The organism is Flavobacterium sp. KKT103, from assembly GCF_055640565.1.
In genome coordinates, this window is the sequence record NZ_CM145766.1 from 148,122 (window position 1) to 172,166 (window position 24,045).

At 33.8% G+C, this 24,045-nt stretch carries 23 protein-coding genes and 1 tRNA gene; 11 read left to right on the forward strand and 13 right to left on the reverse strand.

All coding sequences use genetic code 11. The annotated features are described in order from the left end of the window. Positions 1-84: 84 nt before the first annotated feature. The 3 genes from ACZ2G0_RS00645 to xrtF form a co-directional block, all read right to left on the reverse strand. Positions 85-768, reverse strand: coding sequence for a DedA family protein (locus tag ACZ2G0_RS00645; protein WP_470308550.1), 684 nt, complete (start codon positions 766-768; stop codon positions 85-87). Between the two features lie 428 nt (positions 769-1,196). Next, positions 1,197-1,646 (reverse strand): exosortase F system-associated membrane protein, encoded by a 450-nt coding sequence (locus ACZ2G0_RS00650; RefSeq protein ID WP_470308551.1) that lies wholly within the window; start codon positions 1,644-1,646, stop codon positions 1,197-1,199. Beyond that, entirely contained in the window at positions 1,627-2,115 is a 489-nt protein-coding gene (xrtF, locus tag ACZ2G0_RS00655; RefSeq protein ID WP_470308552.1) for an exosortase family protein XrtF, read from the reverse strand. Before xrtF ends, ACZ2G0_RS00650 begins: the two co-directional genes overlap by 20 nt. A 128-nt stretch (positions 2,116-2,243) precedes the next feature. Between xrtF and ACZ2G0_RS00660 the strand changes: the two genes are divergently transcribed. The 4 genes from ACZ2G0_RS00660 to ACZ2G0_RS00675 all read left to right on the forward strand — a co-directional run bounded on the left by ACZ2G0_RS00660 (position 2,244) and on the right by ACZ2G0_RS00675 (position 6,429). After that, positions 2,244-2,699: a GAF domain-containing protein gene (locus ACZ2G0_RS00660; protein WP_300287691.1), complete on the forward strand. Its 456-nt coding sequence runs from the start codon at positions 2,244-2,246 to the stop codon at positions 2,697-2,699. A gap of 28 nt (positions 2,700-2,727) precedes the next feature. Next, a complete protein-coding gene (locus tag ACZ2G0_RS00665; protein ID WP_470308553.1) occupies positions 2,728-3,663 on the forward strand; it encodes an energy transducer TonB in 936 nt (311 codons plus the stop codon). A 122-nt stretch (positions 3,664-3,785) separates the two neighbouring features. Then, positions 3,786-4,052, forward strand: a complete 267-nt coding sequence (gene rpsO, locus ACZ2G0_RS00670) for a 30S ribosomal protein S15 (RefSeq protein ID WP_144889279.1) — start codon at positions 3,786-3,788, stop codon at positions 4,050-4,052. A gap of 235 nt (positions 4,053-4,287) precedes the next feature. Continuing rightward, a complete protein-coding gene (locus tag ACZ2G0_RS00675; protein WP_470308554.1) occupies positions 4,288-6,429 on the forward strand; it encodes a polyribonucleotide nucleotidyltransferase in 2,142 nt (713 codons plus the stop codon). A gap of 219 nt (positions 6,430-6,648) precedes the next feature. Here ACZ2G0_RS00675 and ACZ2G0_RS00680 read toward each other — a convergent pair whose 3' ends face one another. Continuing rightward, a complete protein-coding gene (locus tag ACZ2G0_RS00680; RefSeq protein WP_470308555.1) occupies positions 6,649-7,533 on the reverse strand; it encodes an Abi family protein in 885 nt (294 codons plus the stop codon). Between the two features lie 124 nt (positions 7,534-7,657). Here ACZ2G0_RS00680 and ACZ2G0_RS00685 point away from each other — a divergent pair, with 124 nt between their 5' ends. From ACZ2G0_RS00685 to rpe, 7 genes are all read left to right on the forward strand, one after another. Continuing rightward, positions 7,658-9,019 (forward strand): phospholipase D-like domain-containing protein, encoded by a 1,362-nt coding sequence (locus tag ACZ2G0_RS00685; protein WP_470308556.1) that lies wholly within the window; start codon positions 7,658-7,660, stop codon positions 9,017-9,019. 1 nt (position 9,020) lies between these two features. Further along, complete coding sequence (locus ACZ2G0_RS00690) at positions 9,021-10,271, forward strand: hypothetical protein (protein ID WP_470308557.1); 1,251 nt, start codon at positions 9,021-9,023, stop codon at positions 10,269-10,271. Further along, positions 10,252-10,956, forward strand: coding sequence for a hypothetical protein (locus tag ACZ2G0_RS00695; protein WP_470308558.1), 705 nt, complete (start codon positions 10,252-10,254; stop codon positions 10,954-10,956). The genes ACZ2G0_RS00690 and ACZ2G0_RS00695 overlap by 20 nt, the downstream gene beginning before the upstream one ends. 2 nt (positions 10,957-10,958) lie before the next feature. Then, positions 10,959-11,537 (forward strand): hypothetical protein, encoded by a 579-nt coding sequence (locus tag ACZ2G0_RS00700; protein ID WP_470308559.1) that lies wholly within the window; start codon positions 10,959-10,961, stop codon positions 11,535-11,537. Continuing rightward, complete coding sequence (locus ACZ2G0_RS00705) at positions 11,537-12,034, forward strand: hypothetical protein (RefSeq protein ID WP_470308560.1); 498 nt, start codon at positions 11,537-11,539, stop codon at positions 12,032-12,034. Before ACZ2G0_RS00700 ends, ACZ2G0_RS00705 begins: the two co-directional genes overlap by 1 nt. A 260-nt stretch (positions 12,035-12,294) precedes the next feature. Further along, positions 12,295-13,158, forward strand: a complete 864-nt coding sequence (locus ACZ2G0_RS00710; RefSeq protein ID WP_026707723.1) for a sigma-70 family RNA polymerase sigma factor — start codon at positions 12,295-12,297, stop codon at positions 13,156-13,158. 452 nt (positions 13,159-13,610) lie between these two features. Further along, a complete protein-coding gene (gene rpe, locus ACZ2G0_RS00715) occupies positions 13,611-14,273 on the forward strand; it encodes a ribulose-phosphate 3-epimerase (RefSeq protein ID WP_470308561.1) in 663 nt (220 codons plus the stop codon). A gap of 92 nt (positions 14,274-14,365) precedes the next feature. On the opposite strand, the gene ACZ2G0_RS00720 is transcribed toward rpe, so the two are convergent. The 9 genes from ACZ2G0_RS00720 to ACZ2G0_RS00760 all read right to left on the reverse strand — a co-directional run bounded on the left by ACZ2G0_RS00720 (position 14,366) and on the right by ACZ2G0_RS00760 (position 24,027). Then, positions 14,366-15,016, reverse strand: a complete 651-nt coding sequence (locus ACZ2G0_RS00720; RefSeq protein WP_470308562.1) for a zinc-dependent peptidase — start codon at positions 15,014-15,016, stop codon at positions 14,366-14,368. Between the two features lie 262 nt (positions 15,017-15,278). Then, positions 15,279-15,355 (reverse strand) — tRNA-Arg (locus ACZ2G0_RS00725). 72 nt (positions 15,356-15,427) lie between these two features. Next, complete coding sequence (locus ACZ2G0_RS00730; RefSeq protein WP_470308563.1) at positions 15,428-15,877, reverse strand: GatB/YqeY domain-containing protein; 450 nt, start codon at positions 15,875-15,877, stop codon at positions 15,428-15,430. Between the two features lie 280 nt (positions 15,878-16,157). Then, a complete protein-coding gene (gene ftsZ / locus ACZ2G0_RS00735) occupies positions 16,158-18,116 on the reverse strand; it encodes a cell division protein FtsZ (protein ID WP_470308564.1) in 1,959 nt (652 codons plus the stop codon). A 56-nt stretch (positions 18,117-18,172) separates the two neighbouring features. Next, positions 18,173-19,564, reverse strand: a complete 1,392-nt coding sequence (ftsA, locus tag ACZ2G0_RS00740) for a cell division protein FtsA (protein WP_300286765.1) — start codon at positions 19,562-19,564, stop codon at positions 18,173-18,175. Between the two features lie 7 nt (positions 19,565-19,571). Beyond that, entirely contained in the window at positions 19,572-20,294 is a 723-nt protein-coding gene (locus tag ACZ2G0_RS00745; RefSeq protein WP_470308565.1) for a cell division protein FtsQ/DivIB, read from the reverse strand. Then, positions 20,281-21,630 carry a UDP-N-acetylmuramate--L-alanine ligase gene (murC, locus tag ACZ2G0_RS00750; RefSeq protein ID WP_470308566.1) on the reverse strand — a complete coding sequence of 450 codons (1,350 nt, stop codon included), beginning with the start codon at positions 21,628-21,630 and terminating at the stop codon, positions 20,281-20,283. The genes ACZ2G0_RS00745 and murC overlap by 14 nt, the downstream gene beginning before the upstream one ends. Positions 21,631-21,640: 10 nt before the next feature. Beyond that, positions 21,641-22,732, reverse strand: coding sequence for an undecaprenyldiphospho-muramoylpentapeptide beta-N-acetylglucosaminyltransferase (murG, locus tag ACZ2G0_RS00755; RefSeq protein ID WP_470308567.1), 1,092 nt, complete (start codon positions 22,730-22,732; stop codon positions 21,641-21,643). A 5-nt stretch (positions 22,733-22,737) separates the two neighbouring features. Further along, positions 22,738-24,027, reverse strand: a complete 1,290-nt coding sequence (locus ACZ2G0_RS00760; protein WP_470308568.1) for an FtsW/RodA/SpoVE family cell cycle protein — start codon at positions 24,025-24,027, stop codon at positions 22,738-22,740. Positions 24,028-24,045: the final 18 nt, after the last annotated feature.

Consider the following 24,045-nt stretch of genomic DNA (forward strand, 5'->3'; position numbering starts at 1 on the left):
TATCAAGATTACCAAATACTAAAAAATCCGTCTCGTGAGAGACGGATTTTTTTTTTATGAAACTGTTTTATAAAAACTAATTATTTATTCTTCTGTAGTAGGAAGTTTTTTAGCAAACTTAAGTAGCACTGGAGACAACGTAATCACTACTAACCCAAGTACAATCAATTCGATATGCTCCTTTAAATTAATTCCGTAATTCTCTAATAAGAAACCATAAAGATAGTGCCCTGCGAATATTAATGTAAAAGACCAAAGGAATGAACTCACGACATTAAAGAACATGAATTTCTTTTTCTCCATCGTTACAATTCCAGCAACTATAGGCGCGAAAGTTCTGAAAATAGGCAAAAATCTAGCAAAAATAATAGCTCGCCCACCATGCTTTTCAAAGAAATCCTTCGATTGAACTAAATATTTTTTCTTGAACCAAAACGAATCTTCTTTGTTATACAAATAATACCCACTTTTTGCTCCAAACCAATACCCTACAATATTCCCCAATATTCCTGAAACAGCAACCATTGTAGACAATAAGACTACATTAATAAAATCACTATCTATAAATACTAAGTTTTCAATTAATTCACGGTTGTAAATTCCAGCAAGAAATAAAAGACTATCGCCGGGTAAAAAGAATCCAGCAAAAAGACCTGTCTCTGCAAAGACAATAAATAAGACAATATAAATCCCCAGTTTTATTCCGTTTACATCAAAATGTATATAAAAAAGCGGATCTATTAAATTCTTCCAATCAAAATTGTTCATTCTAAAATGTTTTTATCTAAAAATAATTTGAACGTGAAAGTAAGTATTATTTAGCTCAGGAACAATTTATTAATTTAATTTAGAATATAATTAACTTTAGATTGAGAAGTAGCAACAGCAACCTTTATTTATTTAAAAACTAAAACCACAAAAACCTATCCAATAAATTCGTTTGAGATACTAAAAACCAAACCTTTACCTACCAAAAATAAACCGCAAGAGTGAAATAGCTCTGTGCTCTATTGAAGTGAAAAAAGCTGAAAAATAGATTAATTAAATCTAAAATAGAAAGTATAAAACACCTATTTTTAGTTTTGTTACTACAAAAACTACCCAGAAACATAGTGATTTCCTACTTTTCAAATTAATTGAATCATCAATACTAACTTACTTCATAATAATTGATTTCGATTTGATATAATAAAGAATCAAATCTTACGCGTTACCTTTTGATAGTATAATGCTGGAATAAACAACAGCAAAAAAATAGGCTGAATTATAAACCTTCGCACATAAAAAAGCGACCAACTACTGAAAAAATCATTGTAATATAGAATTACAAAAAAAGAAATCAATAAGAAAACAAAAAATAGTGCGTAGAGAAAAGCGACAAACTTAATCATCAATTTATCTTGGAAGAGTAAATAAATGATTCCAATTGACAAAACCGAATTCAATCCGTACCTGAACACTAAACTAGCAAGAAATGGTACTAAATTATAAACAGGATACTCCAAGGAATTGAAATCTCTTTTAAAATAAAGCAGAAAAGGATCGTAAAACAAAATGTTTTCATAGGCACGGATTAGCACCAACAAAAACAATAGCACTGCTGCTAAAAAAACTCTCATTTTATTCCTAAGAATTACTTTTAGCATAAGTAGAATATTTTTTAACCCAAATTAACCACAATATAAAAACGACACCATAAATCGACAACGGAAATAATACACCGTGAAGTAAACCCTCTTTCGCTGGATACCAAAATATCAAAACACATAATAAGGCTATCCGAATGATATTTAAAGCATAAATCACAAAAACACCAAATCCAATAAATAAAAGGGTAGTTTTTAATTTACCTGAAAAAGAAACTACAAATGCAATAAACAAAATAACAATGCTAATTGCATTGCAACCTTCTATCATCCTTGCTACATACTTTTGATTATAGATTAGCCTGAGATAGGCTTCACCTACATAATATTTGACTTGAAAATCGATATTAAATACAGAAAGTAACCGTTCCGTATGACTGGCTACTAAACAGGTAATCGAGTCCATTTGATCTGTAGTAAACTGACTAAGATACGCCTGATAAAGCAAGGTCAATAGAATATAGCTCAAAAAAAACTTTGATAGGAATAACAAAAAAGGTTTGTATTGAATGAGATATTGTTTCAAAGCTAATTTTTAACAAATTTATATAAATTATCATAGGGAGTTTAAATACTTTTGTATAAAAACAAAACAAAATGACATTTACAGAATTAAAGCCAGAAGTTACTGCCATAACAACAAATAGCACCAAATCACGAGACGAAAAATTATTAGCCATTTGCCAACTTTTGAACGCAAACGTAGACTATTACAATTGGGTTGGGTTTTATTTTGCCAATCATGATACTCAAACGTTACACTTAGGTCCTTATGTAGGCGCTGAAACAGATCATACTGTGATTCCGTTTGGAAAAGGAATTTGTGGTCAAGTAGCAGAGTCAAATGCTAATTTTGTCGTACCTGATGTAGCCGCTCAAGACAATTACATTGCCTGCAGCTTTACGGTAAAATCAGAAATTGTAGTTCCGTTATTTGTTGACGGCAAAAACATAGGGCAAATTGATATTGATAGCCACGTTATTGATCCTTTCACTAGCGAAGACGAACGATTTTTAGAGTTTGTAAATCAGGAAGTTGCTAAGTTATACTAGTACAAGTACTAAATTTATTTTAAATCTCATGAAATCATTACTAATCGCTCTGTATTTATTGCCCTTAATTATGCTGGGGCAAAATGAGAATAACCAAAAAACATACCTAGATTCGTTATGGAATGAAACCTCAGAAGCAAATCACAAATACTACCGAGTAATCGAATCCTATGATGCAACTACTGATTTGTATTATATCAAGGATTATTATAAATCAGGAACCTTACAAATGGAAGGATACTCCAAAACTAAAGATGGTGGTTCAAGAGAAGGTGAATTTGTATTTTACTACGAAAATGGAAATGTAAAAAATAAATCATTTTATAAAAAGTCTCGATTGAGCGGAAGTTATGAAGAATGGTACGAAAATGGTCTGAAGAAATCAGAAGGAGAGCATTTTGAAACACAAAAAGGTTTTAATTCCAACTACCAGATTAACCAATACTGGAATCCTGATGGTCAGCAGACCATTAAGGATGGAGATGGAGTATTTGAAATAAAGACAGAAAAATTCTCGGACAAAGGCTCCATAAAAAAAGGGCTTAAGGAAGGAGAATGGATAGGAAGCTACGGCAATAACTGCGGCTATAGTGAAAAATATAAAGAAGGCGAACTAGTATCAGGAATTAGCACCGATGCTGAAGGCAAACAGTACAGTTACACCGAACTGGAAAAAAAGCCAGAGCCAATAAGAGGAATCAACGATTTTTACAAGCATATTGGAACCAACTTTAGGATACCTAAAGAATATAAATCGGTAAATGGAAAAATTTTTACCACTTTCATCGTAGATAAAAACGGAGAAATTGTAGAACCGAAAACCATAAAATCGTTAAATCCAACTTTAGACCAAGAAGCTATAAGAGTGATTAAAAGTTACGAAAAATGGATCCCTGCAAAACAAAGAGGTCAGTATGTACGAGTTTTATATTCGCTACCAATCACCTTATCAGGAAGAAATTAAAATAAGCATAGTTTTGAAATTATTTTCAATTCATAATTCAAATTTAAAATTTATTAAGTACTTTTGCACCCGTCTAACAATAGATGCTAGACATACATAAAAATCATTAAACAAATATTGGAATGTATTTAACTAAAGAGATTAAAGAAGAAATCTTCGCACAACACGGAGAAAAAACTAACACTGGAAAAGCTGAAGCGCAAATCGCTTTGTTTACTTTCAGAATAAGTCACTTAACTGAGCACTTGAAAAAAAATCGTCATGATTACAATACAGAGCGTTCATTAGTATTGTTAGTAGGTAAAAGAAGATCACTTTTGGATTACTTGAAAAAGAAAGAGATTAACAGATATCGTGAGATTATCAAAGTATTGAATATCAGAAAATAATCAATATAAAAAAGAGGTGCGCAAGTGCCTCTTTTTGTTTTTATAGTTCCTATTTTTACTAAATAAATAAGTCCTTTTCAAAAAGGCATTATAGAGAGTAAAACAACATAAAGTTAGTACACGAAGTACTAACGAATAAAAAAAGTTTGGTTTTTCATTGGGTTTTAGGCATTAACTACGCACACAACAACTACAACACAACTAGAACCCATGTTTAACTTATAGAATTAAATTTATGATTCCACAATTATTTGTAGAAAGTATCGATTTAGGTGATGGCAGAAACATCACAATCGAGACAGGTCGTTTAGCGAAACAAGCTGATGGATCTGTAGTAGTAAGAATTGGTAAAACTGTAATCTTAGGAACAGTTGTATCATCAAGAAAAGCAAGTCCTGGTATTGACTTTTTACCTTTAACGGTAGATTACCGCGAAAAATTTGCAGCAGCAGGTCGTTTTCCTGGAGGTTTCTTTAAGAGAGAAGCACGTCCAAGTGATAGCGAAGTGTTAACAATGAGACTAGTTGACCGTGTATTGCGTCCACTTTTCCCAGATGACTATCATGCAGAAGTGCAAGTTATGATTCAACTAATGTCTTATGACGAAGATGTTATGCCAGATGCATTAGCAGGTTTAGCAGCGTCAGCAGCATTAGCACTTTCTGATATTCCTTTCGAAACATTAATCTCTGAAGCTAGAGTTGGTCGTATCGACGGAAAATTCATCATTAACCCAAGCCGCGCTCAATTAGCCTTATCAGATATTGATATGATGATTGGTGCTTCTATGGATTCTATCGCAATGGTAGAAGGAGAGATGAAAGAAATCTCAGAAGCTGAAATGTTAGAAGCAATTAAATTTGCTCACGAACACATTAAAAACCAAATTTCGGCTCAATTGCGTTTGCAAGCTGCTTTTGGCAAAAAAGAAGTTCGTACCTACGAAGGAGAAAGAGAAGATGAAGCAATTTACGCAAAAGTAAAAGCAGCATCTTACGATAAAATATATGCTATTGCTAGCAAAGGTTCTTCTAAGCAAGAGCGTACTGCAGCATTCGAAGAAGTAAAGGACGAGGTTAAAGCGTTGTTTACTGAAGAAGAATTAGCTGAAAACGGAGATTTAGTTTCTAAATACTTCAAAAAAACAAACAAAGAAGCCGTACGTAATGTAACACTAGATTTAGGAACACGTTTAGACGGAAGAAAAACTACAGAAATCAGAGATATCTGGTGTGAAGTAGATTATTTACCATCTGTACACGGATCAGCTTTATTTACTCGTGGAGAAACTCAAGCATTGGCAACAGCAACTTTAGGAACTTCTAGAGAAGCAAACCAAATTGACTCTCCGTCAGAGCAAGGTGAAGAGAAATTCTACTTACATTACAACTTCCCTCCTTTCTCAACTGGTGAAGCACGTCCTTTAAGAGGAACTTCAAGAAGAGAAGTAGGTCACGGAAACTTAGCTCAAAGAGCCTTGAAAAATATGATTCCTGCTGATTGTCCTTATACAATTCGTGTAGTTTCAGAGGTTTTAGAGTCTAACGGTTCTTCTTCTATGGCTACAGTTTGTGCTGGTACATTATCTTTAATGGATGCAGGTATTCAAATGATTCGTCCAGTTTCTGGAATTGCAATGGGATTGATTACTGATGGTGATCGTTACGCTGTATTATCTGATATTTTGGGTGATGAAGATCACTTAGGAGATATGGACTTTAAAGTAACCGGAACATCTGTAGGTATCACAGCCTGTCAAATGGACATCAAGATTGATGGATTGAAATATGAGATTATGGAAGCTGCACTAGCACAAGCTCGTGACGGTCGTTTACATATCCTTGGGAAATTAATCGAAACTTTAGCAGCTCCAAAAGAAGATGTTAAAGCTTACGCTCCAAAAATTATCACAAGAAGAATTCCTAATGCTTTCATTGGTGCCTTGATCGGACCTGGTGGAAAAGTGATTCAAGAATTACAAAAAGCAACTGGAACTACTATTGTTATCAATGAAGATCCAATTACTGAAGAAGGAGTTATTGAAATTTTAGGGACTGATCCTGCTGGAATTGAAGCAGTATTAGCTAAAATTAAATCAATCACTTTCAAACCTCAAATGAATGAGTCTTACGAAGTGAAAGTAATCAAAATGTTAGATTTTGGTGCAGTTGTAGAATATACATCAGCTCCAGGAAACGAAGTTTTATTACACGTATCTGAGTTAGCATGGGAACGCACAGAAAATGTTTCTGATGTAGTAAACATGGGTGACGTTTTTGAAGTGAAATACTTAGGTATGGACCCAAAAACTAGAAAAGAAAAAGTGTCAAGAAAAGCACTTTTACCAAGACCTCCACGTGAGGAGAAAAAAGAGTAATCAGATCTTAGTTTACTAAAGGTTTATTTATAAAGAGTCCCGTTTCATTTATTTGAAACGGGATTTTTGTTTTGAGATTAAATTTAAAAATAAAAAACCCAGAGCAAGTCTGGGTTTATCTTATTTTTTTATAGTGCAGCACTAAAGCAAATGAATAGCAGGGCACTTAATAGGGTGCAAAGATACAACTAAAACTTTATTTTGTTACAATAATTATAATTAATATTGGTATCCTACCTTACTAATGACAATCTCTTTAATTACCTCGTTTTCAGAATGCTTATAAAACAGAGCGTTCAAATCATTTTCTAAATCATTTTTTCTCTCGTTAGAAATTGATTTCAAAACAAATGAAATTATTTTTATGGCGGAATCTAATGAATGTCTATTGTTACCGTTAAAACTTATACTTGGCAATAAGGCAATTCCTTTGGGTGTCATAAAATCAAATAACACACCTCCGTGCGCGCACGTATTCCTTACATACACAATGGTATCAAACAAATTTATAAATTTTGATAAATTCAAAACACCGTATAAATTTGCAATTTTCACTTTTAATTCATTATCGTTTAATGACTTGAAGGTTTTAAGTATAGCACCAAAAGTAAAAAACTCTAATGTTTTCCATGCTGGCGCATACAAATCATTTATATTATTTAAATGGTGTAATTTTATTGTTTTGTTTGTTCTTTTAAAATCATCGTTATAATACTTCCCTATCGTACCAATATAGCTAGAATGAATAACTCTTGGATTAATAAACCAAGTAGGAGAAGATTTGTATTTGTTAGAAACATAATAAACTAGCTTGGTCCTGAAATTAATTTCTATTCTATTTAAGTGTTTCAGTAGTAGATTCCTTAAATCGACATCTAAATAATATAAAGTAACTGCATTAGAAAATAAAGTACCTTCTTGAAAGTGATGATTTGAATTAATTTCAAAAGGATTCCAATAAAATCCTAGCCTGTAATAACCAATATCAAGCAAAATTTCTTTAACCTTTTCATGATCTAAATCCAGAATCATTCCACGCTCCTGAAGTTTTAGAATCTGATTTTCAACATCTGTCGCAATACCTGCCATTGTTTTTTTATACAAAGATGAGTTTTATTCCAATAATAAAAGATTAATCTTATCCACAAACAAACCTAGTTTTTAACAACTATTATATTACACCAAGCCGCAAAAAAACTATATTTGTTTCTACCCTAAAACACTTATTATGCAAGTCGAAGCCATTTTCGCCAACATTGCCAACAGAATTATCAGCGAAATAGATACCGCAGAACAATCCGTTTATATTGCAGTGGCTTGGTTTACAAATAAATTGATATTTGAAAAATTAGTAAACAAAGCAAAGAATGGTTGTAAAGTTTACATCATAATTTCAAATGACAAAATCAACGAAAATTCTCAAATCGATTTTGAAATATTAGAAAAATTACACGGTAAAGTATATAAAATTGGGAATGGTGATACCAATCTTATGCATAATAAATTTTGCATAATTGACCATACAACAGTAATAACTGGCTCCTATAATTGGAGTTATAAAGCTGAAACAAATCACGAAAACATTGTAGTAAACTCACACAATTCTGCATTAGCACAGCAATTTATTAAAGAGTTTAATTGTATTATAGAAAAAGAATTTCCTGATCAAACAAATGAAGATTTTGATTTCCCATTAGACAAAATAATTAAGCGTTTAGAAGTTTTAAAAAATCTTATTCTTTTGGAAGATATTGATGATTTAGAACTAATCACAAAGAAGCTACTTATTTACAAATTCAACATAGACATCAATACTATCATATCTTTTATTCAAGGAAAAGAATACGTCAAAGCAATAAAATCAATTCACCTTTTTATCTCCAATTATCAGCAACTTTCTATATGGAATGATCCCGAAGTAGCGGGAATTAAACTAGAAATCAAAACGTTAGAAAGCCAAATAAATGCTTTTGATAATGAAAAAATTGAATTAGAGAAAGTACTGTCTGATTTTCAACACAGGCATACAATAGAATTAGGAAAATTAATTTTAGAAATACTCCAATTACGAAAAATCAAGTTTAAAAATCAACCGAGAGAAAAAGAAACGGAAGAAGATTTCAATAATTATCAAGAACAATTTGAAATTGAAAAAGAGAAAATACAATTTGAACTTACTGATGAAGAAAAACTAGATTTAAAGAAAAAATTCAGAAAAGCGACTACTTTTTGCCATCCTGACAAAGTGAATCACGAGCAAAAAGAAGAAGCCGAAAGAATCTTTATCAACTTAAAAAAAGCGTATGACGAACACGACGTTGAAAAAGTAAATCAAATTTTGAAAGATTTAGAATCAGGAAAATTGTTTCAATCCAATTCGGATACCACCTCTGAGAAAGAAAAACTTAAAATAATTTTAGAAAAATTAAAAGCAAACTTAAAACGTATTGAAAAAGAAATTATTGAATTGAAAACCAATGAAACGTTTGAAATAATCAATAACATTACCAATTGGGATAACTACTTTACAGCAACCAAAGAACAACTAAAAGAAGAATTAAACAATTTAACTTTAGAAATTGAACACTAAAATGGAAAACAATTCTAAATTAACCGTTGTATCGCAAAGTTCGCTCCTTAACAAGGTGAATTCAAGTATAGGCATTACAAATAAATTGATTGCTGAAAACAATAAAAAGTTGGTTACTGAAATTTTCGAGAGTAATCCGCAATTTTGTGTTGATTTGATTTCTGGATTCTATCCTTTGACTTCAGATATTTTAGCTTTCGAGAAAATTTTAAATTGGGATCTTATCTCTGAATATAATGAATTATCAAATATAGCTAACGAGCTTTCACCTATAGAGTTTCATAAAATTGAAAGTTTTAACTGGTCATTGTTAAGTAAAAATAGGAATATTATGTGGTCGGATCATGTAATAAATTTACTTGAAAACAATTTAAGATGGGACACATTAAGCTGGAACACTGCAATACCTTGGACTTCTGAACTTATAGAAAAACATATGGATAAAATAGAATGGTTTTCGTTAAGTAGGAACGAAGGGATTTTATTTGACACTGAGATGATTGAAAAATTTTCAAATAAGTTGAAATTTAAGTATTTAAGCGAAAATAAAAGTATACAATGGTCTGAATATCTGCTTAATAAATTTGAAGATAAGTGGGACTGGGATAATCTCGTTGTTTATGGTACTTTTTGGAATGAAAAATACATTACAAAGTACTATGATAAATTGGGCGTGAAACAATGGTGGTATTTAGCTCGTAATGAAATTCCATGGTCTCTTGACTTGATTGAAAAATATGCTGATAAATTCTCTTGGGAGAGTTTAAGCGCTAACACAAAAATTGCATGGAATGAGTACTATATAAGACTTAATGAAGATCGCATTTTTTTTAGAAATCTAAGCTCTAATACAACTATGCAGTGGAGTTGTGAGCTATTAGAACAATATGAAAATAGTTGGAATAGTTGGAGCTGGGTAGGACTAAGTTGTAACAAAAAACTACCATGGAGTGAAGAATTAATTTCTAAATATGAATCAAAATGGACATGGTTTGATTTGTCCTCGAACGAAAACTTGCCTTGGTCTGATAATTTAATTGAAAAATATACTGATAGATGGAATTGGGCGAATTTGATTAAAAATAAAGGAATAAAATGGTCTGTTAAGTTATTACACAAGTATTCTGGTAAGTTAGCCTATCCTCGCTACAGATCTCCTACTGCAATATGGAATGCATTAAGTCCTTTTATTGATGATGATATGATAATAAACTTACTTAAAAAAATAGAAAATGGAGAAATTGAATCTTAAACATGATATGAAAATCGCAGGCAGTTTAACAATTTCAAATTGGGATGAACTATGCAATAATCTCAATTACGAAAAGGATGATAATTGGGGGCTTGCTTTTTATTTTTTTGAAGAAAGAATAAGAACGAGATATATTAATCCTATTAAGTCAATTTTAGCGATAGGTGATGATTTAGGAGAAGGTTTTGCTGTAGTAAACCTACAATGTTCATTAATTGAGACTATTGAATCTTTCATAAATGGTTGGAAATATAATTATAAACCGAAAGGCTGGTTCAAAATAAACGGTCAAAAAGATACTCTAATGAATTCAAATCAAGATATTTTCAAATCATTTTTTAACAAAAGAAAACCTTTCATAGATTACGATAAGAAGATTGATGGTGAAGAGTTTTATCAAAACGTTCGTTGCGGTCTTTTACATGAAACACAAACAAAAAATAATTGGAAAATTAAATGTGATTCTTCTAAATCAGCTTTAGCTTATGATGAAGTTAAAAATGGAAATAAAGTTGAAAAAATAATTTATCGAGAAAATCTCCAACTCGCTTTAGAAGAATTAATTCTTAATTACAAAAAAGCAATAATTAATAGAACTATTTTTGATGAGTTTTCAGCTTGCGAATTAAGAAATAATTTTCGTGACAAATTAAATCACATTTGTAAAGAATCAATACCTAAATAACAATGAAAATAGCAATACTAGGTTGGGGTTCCCTTTTATGGCAACCCAAAGATTTACAATTTAACAAAGAAATAGGCTGGTCACAAAATGGTCCACTGCTACCCATTGAATTTGCAAGAATTTCAAAAGATGGGAGATTAACGCTTGTTATTACACCAAAAGAAACAAAAGAAGTTAAAACTTATTTTGCAATTTCAAGTTATAAAACGCTGGAAGAAGCAAAATTTAATTTAGCAGTTAGAGAAGGCTCTGGCAGAAAGCAAATTGGTAGCTATAAAAAATCAATTGATACTTTTTCGCATGAAAATGTGTTCTTCAAGAATAATATTTTAGAATGGATTAACAACACCGACATTGATGCTGTAATCTGGACACATCTTGGTGAAAAATGGGAAATCAAAAATGAAAAAGGTGAAGTCATTGAAACAATTAAATCTGATAATAGAATTGACTATTTAAAAAACTTAAAAGGAAATAAAAGAGTTTTAGCTGAGGAATATATTCGGAGAACTCCAACACAAATTGAAACCCATTACAGGACTTTAATTGAAAAGGAACTGGATTGGAAACCTATTTTATAATGGACGAATTTAAACATCCATTTATAGTTGGCTCACATAAATTAAAGCTTTCAAATTTAGAACAACTTGCAAAAGATTTAGCTTTAAGTTTAAATGCAGCAATTAAAATTGAGAGTAAGGAAGAATTAATTATTACGTTTGAAACTAAAAAACCCATTTATAAAGGTCGGCTTATCCAGAGAAACTCCAAATTAACTCCTCAATTCAAATATGAATTAATTTTGGAGGAATTAAGATTGAACATTTATGAAGATTTTATAGAAGTACTTTTTCGATTTGATGTTGACTACTTTCACCTTTATGAATTGTCGATAAAAGACGAATTAAAAAAAATTGATACTTTTCATAGATGTTTTGCAATATTAAATATTTTTGGAGTCAAAGAAATCTATATTGGCCATTTCAATGAATTTGGAAATGGAAAAAAAATAAAATATAAATGGAAGAATGTGTTGAAAGAAATAATAACCCTTCGCCATTTTAAGCTTTCTATATGAGATTTTAATCGGAATTTTTATTTTTCTAAAAGCAGAAAACATTCTACAAACTCCAAAACCGCATTAGGGATGGAAGCGGCATCCTTTGATGAAATGAAATGGAATCAAAGATACAGCGTACAGCCCGGGCCGAAGGCAATGCCCTACTTTGACTTCACTCATTGATAAACTAAAATAAATTATTTTATAAACTTTTGTAACTTTTATTCTGATTCCTACGTATAACCATATGTACACTTAAAAGTAGAGGAGACAAACACATGAGACAACTAAAAATTACCAAGCAGGTAACGAATCGTGAAACTGCATCATTAGATAAATATTTACAAGAAATAGGTAAAGTTGACCTTATTACGGCCGATGAAGAAGTAGAATTAGCACAAAAGATTAAGGCTGGAGATCAAAGAGCCTTAGAGAAATTAACAAAAGCGAATTTACGTTTTGTGGTTTCGGTTGCAAAACAATATCAAAATCAAGGATTAACACTTCCCGATTTAATTAACGAAGGTAACCTTGGACTTATAAAAGCAGCTCAACGTTTTGATGAAACACGTGGTTTCAAATTCATTTCGTATGCTGTATGGTGGATTCGCCAATCGATTTTGCAAGCACTTGCTGAACAATCTCGTATTGTACGTTTGCCATTAAACAAAATTGGTTCTATCAATAAAATCAACAAAATGTATGCGTTATTAGAGCAATCTAACGAGCGTCCACCATCTGCTGAAGAAATTGCAAAAGAACTAGACATGACGGTAAATGATGTAAAAGAGTCTATGAAAAACTCTGGTCGTCACTTATCAATGGATGCGCCTCTTGTTGAAGGAGAAGATTCAAACCTTTATGACGTTTTACGTTCAGGTGAGTCTCCTAACCCAGACAGAGAATTAATCCACGAATCACTACGTACTGAAATTGAGCGTTCATTAGAAACATTAACGCCTCGTGAGGCTGATGTTGTTCGTTTGTACTTTGGTCTTGGTGATCAACACCCAATGACTTTAGAAGAAATTGGTGAAACGTTTGACTTAACTCGTGAGCGTGTACGTCAGATCAAGGAAAAAGCAATTCGTAGATTGAAACATACTTCTAGAAGTAAGATTTTAAAGACATATTTAGGTTAATAAACCTAAAGCCAAAAGAGTCAAATATCTTAAAGCCACAGGCTACTAGGATATTTGACTTTTGGCGTACAGCAAACAACAGTCTGATTAACTGTTCGTTTTTTGATTGATGATTGAAACTCCGGCTGATTACCGGAGTTTTACTTTTTAATCTTAATTCTTTTTACTAATTACTAATCACTTTTCACTAATCACTAATCACTAATCACTAATCACCAACAGGGCGTAACCCTCCGTTATTGCTTCGTCGTTCCTCCTCGCGACTTCGGGTCGGGCTTTCGGCTGTATCTCTGCGCTCCGCTACGAGGATGCCGCCTCTATCCCTTACGCAAATAAGAATACAAATCACGAACTGTCTACACAAAAAACTTTCTCCGTTGCTTCAAAAAAACTATTTTTGCACAAACAACTACTAAAGAATCTGACTCAAATTCAGATCAAACAACTACAACATGAAAAATACTCTTATTGCTCCATCCGTACTTGCTGCCGATTTTGGGAACCTGCAACGTGATATCGAAATGATTAATGCTAGCGAAGCCGATTGGTTTCATATCGACATCATGGACGGTGTTTTTGTTCCAAACATTTCATACGGAATGCCTGTATTAGAAGCTATCAACAAGCATGCAACTAAAACGATAGACGTTCATTTAATGATTATTGACCCTGACCGCTACATCAAAACTTTTGCAGCCTTAGGCGCCAATATTCTTAGCGTACACTACGAAGCTTGTACACATTTACACAGAACCTTACAAGCCATTAAAGCAGAGGGTATGCAGGCCGGAGTTGCGTTGAACCCGCACACGAATGTGGATTTACTCGAAGACGTAATTAATGACATTGATTTAGTGTGCCTCATGAGTGTCAACCCTGGATTTGGTGGGCAATCATTCATTGAAAACACCTACGATAAAGTACGAAAACTGAAAGCCTTGATCGAAAGAAAAGGCGCTACAACGCTGATCGAAATTGACGGTGGTGTAACGAATAAAAATGCTAAACAACTAGCAGAAGCTGGAGCGGATGTTTTAGTTGCTGGAAGCTACGTGTTTGGCGCGGCTGATCCAATCGCAACTGTAGCCGACCTAAAAAAACTGACTACAATTTAATCGATACCCAAAAGTAAAAAGTCCTGAAAATTCAGGACTTTTTACTTTTACAGCACTCTCTAACCATTTACTAGTTCATCAGGAATTATTTGCTAATGATCTTTATGATTAATCATTTTTTTAACGATAGTATATAAGTCCGGGAATTCACTTTTGAAACTATGCGGAGTTTCAAAAAAATGCTCCAATACTACAGCAAAAAATTCAGCGTGATTAGTATAAGCGTAAATTCTAAAATAATCAGATTCGGTTAATTTTTGAACAACTTCAGGCTGAACCAAATATTCTTGAAGTTTGCTGTATTCGTCACTGAAAATAGCGCTAGAATGGTCCCTCCCTTTTAAGCCATGAAAATACAAAGCATGAGAAAACTCATGTAGACCCAAATTTAGATTATCATTTGCAAACTGAAATCCCTCTTCAAAATCAGCCCAAGAAAACACGATAATTTTCAATCCAGGATTAAATTCTCCTTTGTGCATTTCACCTGTGATGCGGGATAAATAAGCCTCAGGATAAACGATTATATTTTTAAAGATGGTAATTAAATAACGGCGCATACCAAAGGTCAGCATCACATAAGTCGCTGCGATCAGCACGCGAGATCGATCCGAGAGTTCAAAACCATCCATTCCAATTATTTTGTAATGCCTCAAAAAAGAAGCTACTCGATGCTCAAAATATACTTGGTATTTCTCGGGAAGCTTTGAATAAAAAGTAAATTCTTGACTTAAAACTTTCATCTGACTTGAGCTTAACCTTTTTGGGATAGGATACCAATGAATGTAAAATGGTTTATTGAAAATTAGCACATACAAGGGTTCGACTATCAAACCCATTATATAGATAACGAGCAATGCTGCTAAAATAGTAAAAACAAAAAATTGAAAGACGCTCATTATAGTTAACAGAAAAGAATTAGATAAACGAAGCTACAAAACTGCTTACCCAATTCAAATTAATTGAAAAGATAGTATAAAAAAAGCAAGCTTAAAAGCTTGCTTTTGGTGGCCGAGACAGGGTTCGAACCTGCAACCCTCAGAGTCGAAATCTGATATTCTATCCAGTTGAACTACTCAGCCTTATTAATGATACCGCTCGTTATATCGGTTTTAAATAGTATAATTTAAAACCGATAAACAAATGCTACTTATTTATACTAATAATTTTTTAACGATAGTAGAAATTACTTTTCCTTCTGCCGTTCCTCCTAATTGAGCAGAGGCTAATCCCATTACTTTTCCCATCGATGCAATTCCAGATGCTTCTGTTTCAGCAATAATTTTTGCAATTACAGCTTCTACTTCTGCCTCACTTAATTGTGCTGGCAAAAACTTCTCGATTACAGCAATTTGAGCCAATTCGGGTTCAGCTAAATCCAAACGATTTTGCTCCGTAAAGATTCTAGCACTTTCCTTGCGGGTTTTTACCAATCTCTGTAATAATTTTACCTCTTCGTCCTCTGAGATTTCCTCTTTTGAACCGTTAGCCGTTTGTGCTAAAAGCAATTCTGATTTTATCGCTCGTAATGCTTCTAATGCTACTGTATCTTTTGCTCTCATGGCAGCTTTAAGCTCATCCATGATGTTTGTTGCTAAACTCATATCTATTTATTTAATTAGTGGGGTTGAGAGTACGGGTTTGTTGCCCCTGATGGTAGTGAAAAGCATTTTAAGAGAAAACGGATTTATTTCTTGGATTTGAAAAGCGACCAACGGAAGCTCTTTAAAACCCTTAGAAATAACCGTTTTTCGAAAAAATCTTGTAACGTACAGCAGGAAATTGGCCCATCTCCTTTTTCTCGTAAACCGTGGTGCGAATATAAAAAAAATAACCCGAAAATTAAATGTAATTTTCGGGTTATATCCTTTGTTAATTTCAAAGTTAATCTACATTATCGTGCAAATAAGAATTATTAGAACGCAATTGTAAATCATTATTACTGTCCGTACCTACTGATATTCTAGAGTTGGTATTGTTAGCTTGATTATTAGAAATATCTATTCCTAAACGCTTATAAGCTGGCTCTCTTTCGTATTCATCAATTTTAGATACATTATTGTGAAACTTATAATTAAATTCTTTTAGTTTCTTTCTTCTTTCATCAGCTCTTAAACGCAATGTCTCTTCGATTGTCATTTCCATTGGAGAAATTTCTTCAAACTTCGATGGCGCTTGTTGCGTAGTATCTACTTGTTTCATTGTGATGTTCATTTCCTCAGGAATCACTTCCTCCACTTTTGCAGCTGGTTTTGAGGCAATAAAATCATTTTCAACTTCCATGTATTCTTCAAGAGAATATTTGATAATTCCGTTATCCGAAAGCTCCGTTACAGGAACAAACTGTACCGGTTGATTTACTTTAATTTCACGAGTTTCATTTGTTAATTCAAACAAAATTTTCTCTTCTTTTTCAACTGGTACTTCAACAACTGGCTCTGACTTAAAAAGTGGCAAATCAAAAGAAAAAGTAGTTTGCTCTTCTTTTTCAACAGCTTTAGGCTGCTCCACTTGTTTCGTTTCGGTAGCTCTTGGTGTAGTAAAAGTAAAATCAATATCTTTTAATGGAGAAACGATTTCAAAGGTTACATCTAGATTTTTAATAAATTCAGACATTGCCATCAAATCTTCGTTTCCCGCAACTGGAACAACTGTTTGTTGTACTGTAGGAACGAATCTCTCGTCTTCTTCCTCTTCAACTAAGTCAAAAACTACTCTGTCATTTACATTAGAAGCCGCACTATCTGCATTCAAGTCAAAAGCAGGAACTGCAGTATTTGATAGGTTATGAACACTTCTTTGTTCATCCTCTAATGTATGGATTATTTTTTTTGGCTCCGTGTTTACGATTCCGTTTTGTTGTTCAATATCAAAACCAGTTGCAATAATAGTTACTGCAATAGCATCACCAAGAGTCTCGTCCTCACCAACACCCATAATGATGTTTGCATTGAAACCAGCTTCAGTTTGGATGTGGTCATTTATCTCTCCTATTTCATCTAAAGTGATTTCATTAGAGCCAGAAACGATGAGCAACAATACGTTTTTAGCACCTGTAATTTTGTTATCATTTAGTAAAGGGGAATCTAAAGCCGAAACGATTGCTTCCTTAGCTCTATTTTCTCCTGAAGAAACAGAAGATCCCATGATAGCCGTTCCACTATTCGCTAAAACAGTTTTGGCATCACGTAAATCGATATTTTGAGTATAGTGATGTGTAATTACTTCAGCAATTCCTCTTGAGGCTGTTGCCAAAACTTCATCAGCTTTCGAAAACCCAGCTTTGAAACCAAGATTTCCGTATACTTCTCTTAATTTATTGTTGTTGATTACGATTAAGGAATCCACTTGCTTACGCAATTTTTCGATTCCGATAAGCGCTTGTTCTTGACGCACTTTACCTTCAAAAGAAAAAGGAAGTGTTACGATACCTACCGTAAGAATTTCTCTTTCTTTTGCTAATTGCGCAATAACTGGAGCTGCTCCAGTACCTGTACCACCACCCATTCCGGCAGTGATAAAAACCATCTTAGTATTGCGATCTAACATTTTTTCGATGTCAGCGATACTTTCAATAGCAGATTGTTGTCCTACATCAGGGTTTGCTCCTGCACCTAATCCTTCAGTAAGGTTTACACCTAACTGAATTTTATTTGGTACTGAACTATTTTGCAACGCTTGTGAATCTGTGTTACAAACAATAAAATCAACACCTTTGATTCCTTGCTTGAACATGTGATTAATTGCGTTACTTCCGCCTCCTCCTACACCTATTACTTTGATTACATTTGATTGGTTTTTTGGTAAATCAAATGAAATACTTCCAAATTCTGAGTTGCTCATCTTTTATTTGGTTTTTGATATTAATTATTAACTATTGTATTTTTTTTGGCCAAAGCCTATTCTGCATTATCTAAAAAATCCTTAATCTTATCTACATAACGATCAAAAAACGATCTTCTTATTGTCTCTCCGGTAGATTCTTCTTTCTTTTCTGCTTTTTCACTTCCCTCTTGCTGATAAGAATAATTCCTATCATCAGCATATTCTACAACGGGTTCCGAAGGAAAGATTGGTCGCGTATGAATTGGTGGCGGCGCTAACTCCTCTTTTCGAACTGCACTTTGTGATTTATTATCAATACTATTCATCACTAAACCTACAGCGGTTGCATACAATGGGCTTGAAAACTCCTCATCAGAATTACCCGCTAAATGCTCATTAGGATACCCAATTCTAGTATCCATTCCTGTAATGTATTCTACTAATTGCTTGATATGTTTTAATTGTGCTCCTCCACCAGTAAGGACAATTCCCGCAATTAATTTTTTACGTGGATCTTCGTGACCGTATGTTTTAATTTCAGTAAACACTTGCTCAACAATCTCCACAACACGAGCGTGTATGATTTTTGACAAGTTTTTTAATGATATTTCTTTTGGCTCTCTTCCTCTTAAACCTGGGATTGAAACAATTTCATTATCCTTGTTTTCTCCTGGCCAAGCCGAACCGAATTTTACTTTTAGTAATTCTGCTTGTTTTTCTATAATAGAACAACCTTCTTTGATATCGTCCGAAATTACATTTCCTCCAAAAGGAATTACTGCAGTATGACGGATAATCCCATCTTTAAAAATGGCTAAATCAGTAGTTCCACCACCAATATCGATTAAAGCAACACCGGCTTCTTTCTCCTCTTGGCTTAAAACAGCATCTGCTGAAGCTAGAGGTTCTAATGTCAATCCTGACAATTCGATACCTGAACTTTGAATGCATCTGCCCACGTTTCTAATCGAAGCTGCTTGCCCTACTACAACGTGAAAACTAGCTTCTAGTCGACCGCCATACATTCCTATTGGTTCTTTAATCTCTGACTGACCATCGATTTTGAACTCTTGAGGCAGTACATGGATAATCTCTTCTCCGGGAAGCATTGCGAGCTTGTTAACTTGGTCAATTAACAACTGAATATCTGCCACGCTGATTACCTCTTCAGGATTGTTTCTGCTGATGTAATCGGTGTGTTGAATACTACGAATGTGCTGTCCAGCAATCCCTACTACAACATCTTTTATTTTGTAACCTGAGTTATTTTCAGCTTCATGAATAGCTTGTTGGATCGACTGAATGGTTTGCGTTATATTATTAACTACACCTCTAGCAACACCCAAACTTTTGGATTTACCAACACCCAAAATTTCTAACTTATTGTATTCATTTTTCTTGCCTATCATGGCAACAATTTTTGTTGTCCCAATATCTAGACCCACTGCAATATTCTCTTTTTCCATTATCTATTTATTTAGTGCAAACTACTTGACTCGTAAACCGGAGGTCTATCTTTTTATATTTGTACAACGTACTATCTACAACTGCCTTTTGAAAAAAAGCTTTATAATCTTTAAATTTTTGCGACGCATTTGACAATTTTCCAAATTCAATTTGGTAGTTGTAGTTCCTATTGAACATTTTTAAGTCTCCATTAGGCATAATTTGAATCGCAATGATGTTTTTTTTCAAAAAATCATCGTCATAAATATCCCGACACAATTGGGCAAAATCTTCGCTGTTCTTTTTATTTATTTCCCCCGAAACAAGTGGTACTCTTGCTGCGAAATTATTCGACAATGGCATCTCACCTCCCTTGTAATCAATGTAAAAGGATCTATTTCCATTGATTATTCTCGCTACAGGAGTCTTTTGTTTCACCACTGCTTTTAAGACACCATCGATACTTACAAATACATCTGATTTCTCAATCATATCATTTGAATCTAGGTTTCTCTCCAACTTATTCAAATCTAATTTATCTTTTTCAATGCTTGATGCCTTACCACTATTTTCTATTAACAATTTATTAACCGTTTCTTGTTTAATAAACAAAGTATTTTCTCCTACAAAAATAACCTCTGATTTAGTCAATTTTCGATGACCATTTCGTTTTGATGTAAACGAAAACAGAAAAAGAACGACTCCAATCATTAGCACTAACCGCGTGTTGGTCCAATTAAATAGTTTCATACAAAGCTGTTTTAATTGGTTCCACTAACTCTCCAATATCTCCTGCTCCAATAGTTACAATTATCGAAGCGTCACTTTCCAAAATTGCTCTAATCACATTCTCTTTTGTAACTAATTTTTTACTATTATTCTGCACTTTAGACAATAACCATTCCGATGTGATTCCTTCCATTGGAAGCTCTCTAGCGGGGTAAATATCCATCAACAAAAGTTCATCAAAATTAGACAAACTTTTCGCAAAATCATCAGCAAAATCGCTAGTTCTGCTAAATAAATGTGGTTGAAAAATAGCCAAAACTTTTTTACCTGGATACAATTCTCTAACCGCTTGATGCACTGCGTTTATCTCAGTAGGATGATGTGCATAATCATCGATGTACACCAAGTTTTCCTTTTTTATTTGGTATGAAAAACGGCGGCGAACGCCTTTGAATGAAGCTAAGGCTACTGCAATGGCATCGGTTGGGGTGCCGAAGTTAACTGCCATTGCGATAGCCATCAAAGCATTCATTAAATTATGTCGCCCTGGTAAAGCAAACTTAAAATCAGTAAGGATTCCTGCAGGTGTTTCGATATCAAACACATAACTACCATCAGCAATTCGTACATTAAAAGCTTTATAAACAGCAGCTGCGTTTACCGCTACTGTAACACCTTCAAGAGGTAATTCGTTAGTTATAAATAATTTAGTCTTGTCTTTTACTTTATCAGCAAATTCTACAAACGAGGCTTCAATTGCATCACTGCTACCATAAATATCTAAGTGATCGGCATCCATAGAAGTAACACAAGCAATATTAGGATGCAAATGCAGGAAGCTGCGATCAAACTCATCCGCCTCTACCACTGTAACTGTTTTACCGCTTCCTATCAAATTAGAGTTATAGTTTTCAACTATTCCTCCAATAAAAGCAGTAACATCCACGCCACTCTCATACAAAATATGTCCTAAAATACTTGAGGTCGTTGTTTTTCCATGCGTACCTGCAACAGCAAAACAAAACGTATCTTTGGTTATGATCCCCAATACTTCGGCTCTCTTTTTTAATTCATAGTTTTTTTCTAAAAAGTAATTCCATTGCAAATGCGTTTTTGGTACCGCTGGCGTTACAATAACTAACGTATTATCCGCTTTGAAATTTTGAGGTATCCAATCAATTCGATCTTCAAAATGAATGGCAATCCCGTTCTCAATCAATTCTTTAGTTAGCGCAGTTGGCGTTTTATCATAACCAGCAACTTGCTTTCCGATATTTTTGAAATAACGAGCTAACGCACTCATTCCAATGCCACCAATGCCAATAAAAAAGACGTTATGTATTTGGTTTAAGTTCATTTTTAGGTTGTTATTTCTTAATTAATTTTACAATTTCATTTACAATTTCTTGAGTGGCTTGCGGCAATCCTAACTTTTTAATATTTGCGCTTAGCTGCTTTTGCTGGACTTCATCCTTCAATAAGGCTTCAAATACGGTGCTAAACTTAGCATCTAATTCGGACTCCGCTAGCAATATAGCACCATCTTTCTCGACAATTGCCTTTGCATTCTTCGTTTGATGGTCTTCTGCCACATTGGGAGACGGAATAAAAATCACTGGTTTACCCACGATACACAATTCCGAAACTGAAGAAGCACCTGCACGAGAAATAATCACATCTGCAGCAGCATATACTAAGTCCATTCTTTCAATAAAAGCTACAACTTGCACATTGCCATCATTGTATTTTTTATACTCTTCATAGTACAGTTTTCCGCATTGCCAGATCACTTGTACCTCCTGATTCAGTATGTTTTTTAACTCCTTTTCGATTAACTGATTAATTCTTCTAGAACCTAAACTTCCTCCAAGTACTAAAAGCGTTTTTTTATTGGAATCCAAACCATAAAAAGCGTTCGCTTCATCACGCTTGCTTGAAACATCAATTAAATCTTGACGAACCGGATTACCCGTTAACACCATTTTATCCTTCGGGAAAAAACGTTCTAAATTTTCATAAGCAACACATATAACGCTCGCTTTCTTACTCAACAATTTATTGGTAATTCCGGGATAGGAATTTTGTTCTTGCACCAAGGTTGGAATACGCATTGTATTTGCAACTTGTAACAAAGGACCACTAGCAAAACCGCCAGTACCAATGACCGCATCTGGACGAAAATCATTAATAATTTGTCTTGATTTCCACAAACTATCGATCAACTTCATTGGAAACAACGCATTTTTTAAATTAATTTGGCGTTGAAGCCCTGCAATCCACAAACCCTTTATAGCATATCCTGCTTGAGGCACTTTTTGCATTTCCATTTTGTCTTTGGCACCTACAAATAAAAATTCGGCATCAGGAAATCGCAATTTTAATTCATTAGCAATAGCAATAGCCGGGTAGATATGTCCACCTGTTCCTCCGCCGCTTAATATGAATTTATATGGTTTCATTCTTTTTAATATTTGTTTTTAACTGCATTCATAGGATTCGATACTTTATCTTCAATCGAATAACTCAACTCTTTCTCATCATCACTACTTAACTGATCGTCAATTAGCTTTTGTAATGCTTCCTCTCTTCTTGCAGCGTCTTTTTGTTCTTCTTCTATTTCCTCTTCCTTTTTGGTTACACCAATTATAATACCTAAAGCAATACATGTCATCCAAATAGACGTACCTCCACTACTGATCAAAGGAAGGGTTTGCCCTGTCACAGGAAGCAATTCGACTGCAACTGCCATATTAATCATTGCTTGAAATATCATTGGAAAACCTAAACCGACCACCACTAACTTCCCGAATAATGTCGTAGCCTTATGAGAAGCAACTACGAAGCGAAACATCAGTAACAAATACAACGCTAGGACTCCCAAACCACCCATTAATCCGTATTCCTCAACAATGATTGCATATATAAAATCAGAGGAAGATTGGGGAAGGAAATTTTTCTGTACACTTTTCCCTGGACCTAGACCGTAAATTTTTCCTGAAGCGATTGCAATTTTAGCCTTCTCAATTTGGTAGTCATCCTCTTCATTATCTTTGTTCATATAATTTTCGATTCGGCTCTCCCACGTACTGACACGATTGTTAAAAGCACCCGGAAAAGCTTTCGCAATTAAAACGAAAAAGGCTAGCGACAGAATTCCAACTCCTACAATTACGCCGATATATTTCATAGGATACTTACCTATAAATACGAGCATAATAATCATGGCAAATATTAATGCCGTAGTTGAGAAATTGGAAGGCAAAATAAACATCAATGTGATGAATACTGGCAGCCAAAGCTCTTTAAGAGACTCAACAAAAACAATAGGCTCTTCTCTTGTTTTGGATAAATACCTTGCCACAAATACAAATAGAACTAAAGCAGCAAAGGCTGATGGCTGAAATGAAATCCCAACAAAAGGAATTTGCAGCCACCTACTTGCATTAGCACCGGCAATAACTTGCCCTTTTATCATGGTTATGGCCAATATCACCCAAACAACCGGAAGTAGCATCTTAGAGATGGAACGAAAGTAGTTATACGGAATTTTATGAACCGAATATATAATTGCAAAACCACAACAAATATGAATAAAATGCTTCACCAAATACCCCAAGGTATTCCCTGTACCATGTCCTAAATAGGCCAAGTTACTACTCGCACTAAAAACAGGCATAAACGAAAACAGTGCCAATAAGGCCACGAATGACCAAATGCCTTTATCTCCTTTTAAATTGTTTATTAGTTGCTTCATTATTGTTGTTTTACTATT